General features: G+C 48.2%; 3 protein-coding genes and 1 pseudogene. 2 read left to right on the top strand and 2 right to left on the bottom strand.

Annotation, left to right across the window (positions count from 1 at the left end; translation table 11 throughout):
* Positions 1 to 50: 50 nt before the first annotated feature.
* Positions 51 to 326: pseudogene (locus tag ACJ2PR_RS34600) on the top strand (IS66 family transposase); the annotation flags it as partial.
* 30 nt (positions 327 to 356) lie between these two features.
* The gene (locus ACJ2PR_RS34595; RefSeq protein ID WP_446880452.1) at positions 357 to 2,369 is read left to right on the top strand and encodes a WD40 domain-containing protein; all 2,013 of its coding nucleotides are present in this window, start codon (positions 357 to 359) and stop codon (positions 2,367 to 2,369) included.
* A gap of 177 nt (positions 2,370 to 2,546) precedes the next feature.
* Here ACJ2PR_RS34595 and ACJ2PR_RS34590 read toward each other — a convergent pair whose 3' ends face one another.
* Both ACJ2PR_RS34590 and ACJ2PR_RS34585 read right to left on the bottom strand, forming a co-directional pair.
* A complete protein-coding gene (locus ACJ2PR_RS34590) occupies positions 2,547 to 5,135 on the bottom strand; it encodes a sigma 54-interacting transcriptional regulator (RefSeq protein ID WP_446880451.1) in 2,589 nt (862 codons plus the stop codon).
* A gap of 215 nt (positions 5,136 to 5,350) precedes the next feature.
* Positions 5,351 to 6,565 carry a glycosyltransferase family 4 protein gene (locus tag ACJ2PR_RS34585; RefSeq protein WP_446880450.1) on the bottom strand — a complete coding sequence of 405 codons (1,215 nt, stop codon included), beginning with the start codon at positions 6,563 to 6,565 and terminating at the stop codon, positions 5,351 to 5,353.
* Between the last annotated feature and the right edge of the window lie 249 nt (positions 6,566 to 6,814).

The raw sequence follows: 6,814 nt of genomic DNA, 5'->3' as shown, positions 1-6,814 counted from the left end.
TATCCTGTGCTTGTATTGTCGTCAGGGCAATTCAAGTTTTCGGATAGGCACTAAACCGCTTGCAGCAACACCAAGACCAGGTGTTAGCCTTCATGGTCGATTTTCGCGTCCCCTTTGATAACAATCAGGCGGAGCGGGATTTACGCATGATGAAGCTCAAGCAGAAGATTTCCGGTGGGTTTCGCTCCGTTGCAGGGGCGCAGCAATTTGGTCGCATTCGTGGCTATATTTCCACCCTCAAGAAGCAAGGCTTGAATGTATTGGAAGCCTTGAAGCAGGTTTTCTTGGGAAATCCCACTCTCCCGACTACACTTCAACCTGAGTAGTTACATCTTTTTAGGGAACTCAAAACAGATTTGAGCGATCGCGACTTCTCAAATCTAACCATCTGGCAAGCAGATCTTCGAGGCTTAAAGCTTCATCGAACTAATTTTGCAAATGCCAAGTTTGATCGGTCTAGTTTCACGCAAAAGATCAATTCAATTCTTGCGATCGCGTTTAGCCCAGATGGTAACTATCTTGCTGCGGGTGACACGGGTGGCGAGATCTATGTTTGGCGAGTTGTCGATGGTCAAATATTTCGCGAATTCAAAGGACATACTCACTGGATCTTCTGCCTTGCATTTAGTCCTGATAGTAAAACTCTAGTCAGTGGTTGCGGTGATAAAACTGTAAAGTACTGGAATGCGGCGACAGAACAACTAACAGAACAACTAATCAGAACATTGCAATGTAAAGATGCGATTTTTTGTGTGGTGTTTAGTCCCGATGGTCAGACAGTTGCGATCGCCAGTGGAGATGGCACGATCGAAATCCGGAGTCTTAAAGAAGAACACTTAAAGGTATTTCGAGGACACACCGAGCGAGTCTGTTGCGTTGCATATAGCCCTGATGGACGCTTACTCGCAAGTGGAGGTGCCGATCAAACGGTGAAAGTGTGGGACGTTGATTCTGAACAACTACTCAACACGCTGCAAGGACACACAAATCAAGTTCGCTCTGTTGCCTTTGGCCCTGATGAAATCTTGGTCAGTAGTAGTGAAGATCAAACCATTAAGCGATGGGATTTTAAGACTGGGTATTGCATTCAAACATTAAGCGAACATACTGACTGGGTGGATGCGATCGCATTTAGCGCGGATAAACAACTGCTTGCTAGTGCCAGCGAAGATAAAACGATTAAACTCTGGGATGCTCAAACTGGAAAGCTTCTAAAAACATTGGGTGGACATAGAAGACCCATTAGAGCATTGACTTTTCACCCTCAGAGTCGAGTTTTGGCAAGTGGGGCCGAGCAATCAGTGAACTTGTGGGATGCAGACACCGGACAGATTTTGAAGACCTTCCAAGGCTTTGCAAATCCGGTTCATCGAGTCGTGTTTAGCTCAGATGGTCAGAGGGTGGTCAGTGCCCATGAAGACAGCGTAATTCGCGTCTGGAATCAACAGACAGAACAACCTCCGAAGACTTTAGAAGGACATGCAAGTTCAGTTCGTCGGATTAGCTTCGCCCCCAATAACCAACTCCTGGCGAGTTGCAGTAATGATCACACTGTGAAATTGTGGAACGTTGATTCGGGGCAGCTTTTAACGACATTTCAAGGACATCAAGGGATAGTTTGGGCAGCAGCTTTCAGTGCAGATGACAAAACGATTTCTAGTTGTAGTGCTGATCAGACGATCAAAGTGTGGGATGCTTCGCAAGTAAAGCTGTCCGGGGAAAATGTGGTGGAGGTGAAGTCATGTCTTAGAACATTAGAAGGACATCAAGATTGGGTCGTGACAATTGACCTCAGCCCAGAGTGTCAAATGCTTGCAAGCGGAAGCTTTGATAAAACGATAAAGCTCTGGAATTCTGAAACTGGAGAGATTGTTAGAACCCTACAGGGTCACACCAGTCCAGTACTTACAGTTTGCTTTGACCCTAGCGGACAACTGCTTGCAAGTGGCAGTGACGACCTAAAAGTTAAGCTCTGGGATATTCAGACTGGGGACTGCTTGAAGACTTTGAACGGACATACCCAGAGCATTTGGTCGATTTGCTTCATAAATCTCGAAGGACGCGAAATTGTGGTCACTGGAAGTGCCGATAAAACAATGAAGCTGTGGGATGTTGAGACTGGGGAACACTTAAAAACATTAGAAGGACATACCAAGCACGTTCTTTCTGTTAGCTTTCATGACGACAGTCAACGGTTGGTCAGTGGTAGTGCAGATGGAACAATCAAATTGTGGGACGTGCAGACAGGCGAATGTTTGAGAACCCTAGAGGTTGAGCGTCCTTATGAAGGGATGAACATTGCACGAGCAACTGGACTCACAGAGGCTCAGAAGCAGACACTCAGTGCTTTAGGTGCGATCGCACAGTAGTTCGTGATTTCAGAAAACTTTAGTTGAAGGTTACGTCAACTTGATGAAGTTTTTTCGCTTCGATGTTCAAATCTTTTACCCCCAACCGCCCAATTCTGGGAGACTTTAAATTCAAAGTTCTTTAGTAAGGGGTTTAGCGGCATTTTTAGTTGAAAGATCGCAGCGAGAGAATTTATATCAACCCACAATTACTTTCCATAGCAGAGAGCCGATCGCGACCATCGCTAAATGCTGAGGTAATAGATTTTTGAATGGCTGACGAGCAATCTTTTGAGTGAGAAAAACACTCAGCCAGAATGAAAAAATTAACGTCACGCCTTGCAAAAATGAAATCACAGCGGGATCAGCAACGGCGATCGGAAGCGTCATGCCCTGAGTCTTTAACCCGAAGGTGGCGATCGTGACGGGAATGATTTGTCCTGCCTCGGTCAAACCTAATCTTAGGTAATGGGCTAGACTACTCCCCAAAACAAGCGGCAGATATCCATAAGCTAATTCTAAAAATGGACGAGATTTAGTACTGAGCAAACGAGTTAGAGAATGGGCGGATAGTGCAATTACACCTGGAATCAGCAACGCTAAAGTAGACACACCTGCATGGATTCCGAAATCACTTAAATGTAAATTCCAACCAAACTGCTGCTCAATCTCTGGCAACCGATGGAGAAACACGGCACCGAATAGCAAAAACAATAGCGAAACTTCGGAATAACTGGGTGTGTGGGTTGTCCAGAGTTCAATTCCTGGGGGTCTGAGGTTGAGTTCGACCGATCGATGGGGACAGGCTTTGAGACAAGTCATACACAAAACGCAATCCTTGTTATCTTGCAGTTGCGCGGGATGCGAATAAACTGGACAACCACCCGTTTCCAGCCCTTCGCCTTTTTGCGGGCCGCCCTTATAGCATTGATACGTTGTACAGCTTGCCGAGCAAATTCCCTGTTGGGCGCGAAGTTCGATCACAGACAGCTTGGCAAACAGTCCATTCATGCCACCGATCGGACACAAATAGCGACACCAAAAACGGCGTTCAAATAACATGGAAAAAACGACCGCTCCAGCCGTAATCAAAAGCAGTAAACAGCCCGATAAATAAGCCACATTTTCCAGATTCCATAACTCTTCCCAGAGTAGAATTAGCGCAAACATGCCAAACAAAAACCAACCGCCCCATTTTTCTGCTTGTTGACGCGGCCAGGATTGCAGTTGTCTAGGATAGATCCACAGCGAAATTTTTTGCGCCAGTTCTCCGTAAATCATAAACGGACAGACCGCACACCACGCCCGACCAACAAACGGAAACGCCATCAAAATCAACATCCACCACCACGCCCAAAACATACTTAAGGCAAAGTTTTGATCACGGCTTTGAGGTGCCAACATTAACACTGCAACGATCAGCCCAAAGAATCCTAGCGTGAATCCATAATTGATACGATCAGGATACCAGGGACTACGCAAAAAATGACGGAGTTTTGGGTAAGCATTCAGCAAGTTTAGGCGAAATCGACGAGTCTTGGTGCTGACTGACCAAAACACTTCTTCGGTGAGTTCTGCGGCTCCGTCAGACTGAGCGATCGCTCGTTCGATCAAGCTTTGTAGCTCGGTCGAGTTGCCCGGAAAATCATAGCCTTGTAGCCGCCTGAGCGCTTCTGGAGTCACCTTTTGCTTTGGAATTGCTCTGGCTCGACTCGCCAAACTCAGGTAATAGTCCAACATCGCCGCTACATCTGCTTTCCGAACTCGCAACGGTGCAATTTTGATCGTATGTTTGATCAGTTTACAGCGCTCCAATCGTGGCAAAATTCGTTCAGAAGTCATCATAATTCGAGCGTCACAGTGGCGCGGTTCTTCTCGTCCGACGGGATGGTATTCGCCCGTGGCCAAAAGCTGCACCAACTTTTCCTCAAGCTCTGCGGGAATGTCTTCTAAATTGTTGAGCAAAACCGTTCCTCGCCCAATCCAATCGAGCAATCCGGGCTTATTCGATCGCCCAAACAATTCTGCCCCCGTCGATTGCAGCAAATTACAGTTCACCTTGATCATCGGTTCTTTGCGATCGCTCGACCCAAAATGAATCAACGTCGCCGCATTATCTTTCTCTAACCCCGGCTCCCCAAAAATCAACACAGGTTGACGATCGCTCGCCGCCTTTTTGATCTCCTGCCGCATCCGCACCGCATACCGACTTGACCCAACAATTCCCCGCTTCACCCTCGGCACCAGATAGGGACGCAATGCAGTCTGGCGATCGCGCTCATACGCCAACTGAGACGAAACCTGCTGTAGCTCATCCGCTAACTGGCGAGAAAACGTTTGCGAAATTTCGGGAAACTGCTGCGTCAGACTCAAAAATTCCTCACGGGGAATCGTCCACAACACGCAGTCACTCAAAGTAATCGTCGTCTCCTGAGCAGGCTCGTTGAGCAACAGTTCCTTGAGATAAAGTGTCGCACCTGGCAGCAGTCCCGATGCTCTGGCAACACTCGTCTGACTGGTTCGATAACGCTCAATCCTGCCCGCATAGAGAATGTACAGCGCAGGGGGCGGCGTGTCTTCCAGCACGAGACGGCGATTTTCCAAAACAGATTCTGAATGAAGGGCGATCGCAATCGCTGCCAACGTCTGATCAGAAAGCGATCCTAAAGTTGTGTTTTGTTTGAGCCAATCCTGACGTTCTGCGGGTTCCATGCCTGTGCCTTTGATGCGTATCTTTTGATTAGCACGATCGCACGACCCATCCGCCAGACAAAAACTAAACTTCATCGACAGCCCTTTTCAGGAAGATGGCACCGCCCATCAATTTTTAAAGCGATTTCGATAGCAAGGTCAATATCTCGTGTTCCTCGACTTTCGCCATGCAGCGAACTAGCAACCGACCCACTCACGTTGCTGACTGATTCTATCTAAGTTAATAAATAGGTTCTATCTTGCCTCGTTTCAATGACTGAAAACCTACGTTCAGGAGGAAAGCGGATTTTCTACCAGTTCACCTGCGATCGCTCGTGTAAGACTCGCCCATAGACCGCCTCGGTTTGCTGCGCTAACTTTGCCCAATCAAATCGCCTGGCCAGATCTTTGTAAGCGTTATCGACCAGCCATTGGGCATATCGGGGATTTTGCAGCACTTCTAAAATGCCCCAGGCGAGAGAATCTGGATTGTTGGTTTGGGTGACGACCCCCGTTCTTAGATGGCGCACCACCTCTGGCAAACCGCCCGTATCCGAGACCACCACAGGAACCTTCGCCGCAAAGCTTTCTAACGCCACAATGCCAAACGGCTCGTAGAGACTGGGAAAAACAGCACAGTTGGCGATCGTCTGAAACTTATCCAAATCCTCATCGGGCATAAACCCTGTGAAATAGCACTTCTGCCAAATTCCCAGATTCCACACTTGCTGCTTGAGGTGATCGGTATTGCCCCCGCCGATAAAGACAAACTTCACTTGATGATTCATCGCTCTGATCACCTTGGGAGCCGCCTCGATCAGCACCGCCACGCCCTTCTCATGACTCATGCGCCCCACGTAATAAACGATTCTCTCCTCATCGGCCGCAAACCGTCGCCGAAAGCCCCAATAATCAAAATCAGGGTGAGTCTGCTTCTTCTCAGCGCGAATCCCGTTGTAGACGACATCAATTTTGTTCCACGGGGTATCGAGCGATCGCTCGACTTCTCGCCGCATGTAATCCGTACAAACAATCACCCGCCACGCATCGTAAGAGAGCCGCTTTTCTTTTTGACTCACATAGCGCTGCGCTTCGGTATGAATGCCGTTGTAGCGTCCAAACTCAGTCGCATGGATGGTGGCCACAAGCGGAATTTTGAAACAGACCTTAAGGGCGATCGCCGCATCTTCAACCAGCCAATCGTGCGCGTGAATAATATCAAAATGGCCCTCTTCTTGAATCAGTTTGCCGCCGTGCTGCCCCATACTCTGATTCATATTGGCGACCCAGTGAAAGAAGTTGTCGCTCTCACCCACGCTCACCCGATGCACCTGCACCCCATCCACCACCTCATAATGAGGAGCCTGTCCAAACTGCACCGTGATTAAATGAATCTGATGCCCCAGTTTGACCAGTTCAGGATACAGTTCTGCAACATGTCGTGCGATCCCGCCCACAATGCGCGGAGGAAATTCCCAGGTCAACACCAAAATCTTCATCAGCCCCAATTTAACTCTCTGATTCAAAGATAATCACTACTTTAAAGGGATGAAGGATGAGGGAGGAGGGATGAAAGAGAACTGTGAGTCTCTAGTCAGGTCGCACGATGGATGCTGATACCTAGATCGCTCCGCTACATCCCCTTACAGGGACATGGATTTAGAGTTGCACATCGCGCCAATTAAGTTCTCAACATCGAAAGCCATCCCTCATCCCTCACCCCTCATCCCTCACCCCTCATCCCTCATCCCTCATCCCTCATCCCTCATCCCTCA

It is taken from the genome of Phormidesmis sp. 146-33 (assembly GCF_052939515.1).
Note: the sequence above shows the minus strand (reverse complement) of the source record. Positions and strands in the feature narration are given on the sequence as shown.

Coding starts and splice junctions, on each gene's coding strand:
- ACJ2PR_RS34590 (WP_446880451.1), bottom strand. CDS start 5,135: ATGAAGTTTAGTTTTTGTCTGGCGGATGGGTCGTGCGATCGTGCTAAT.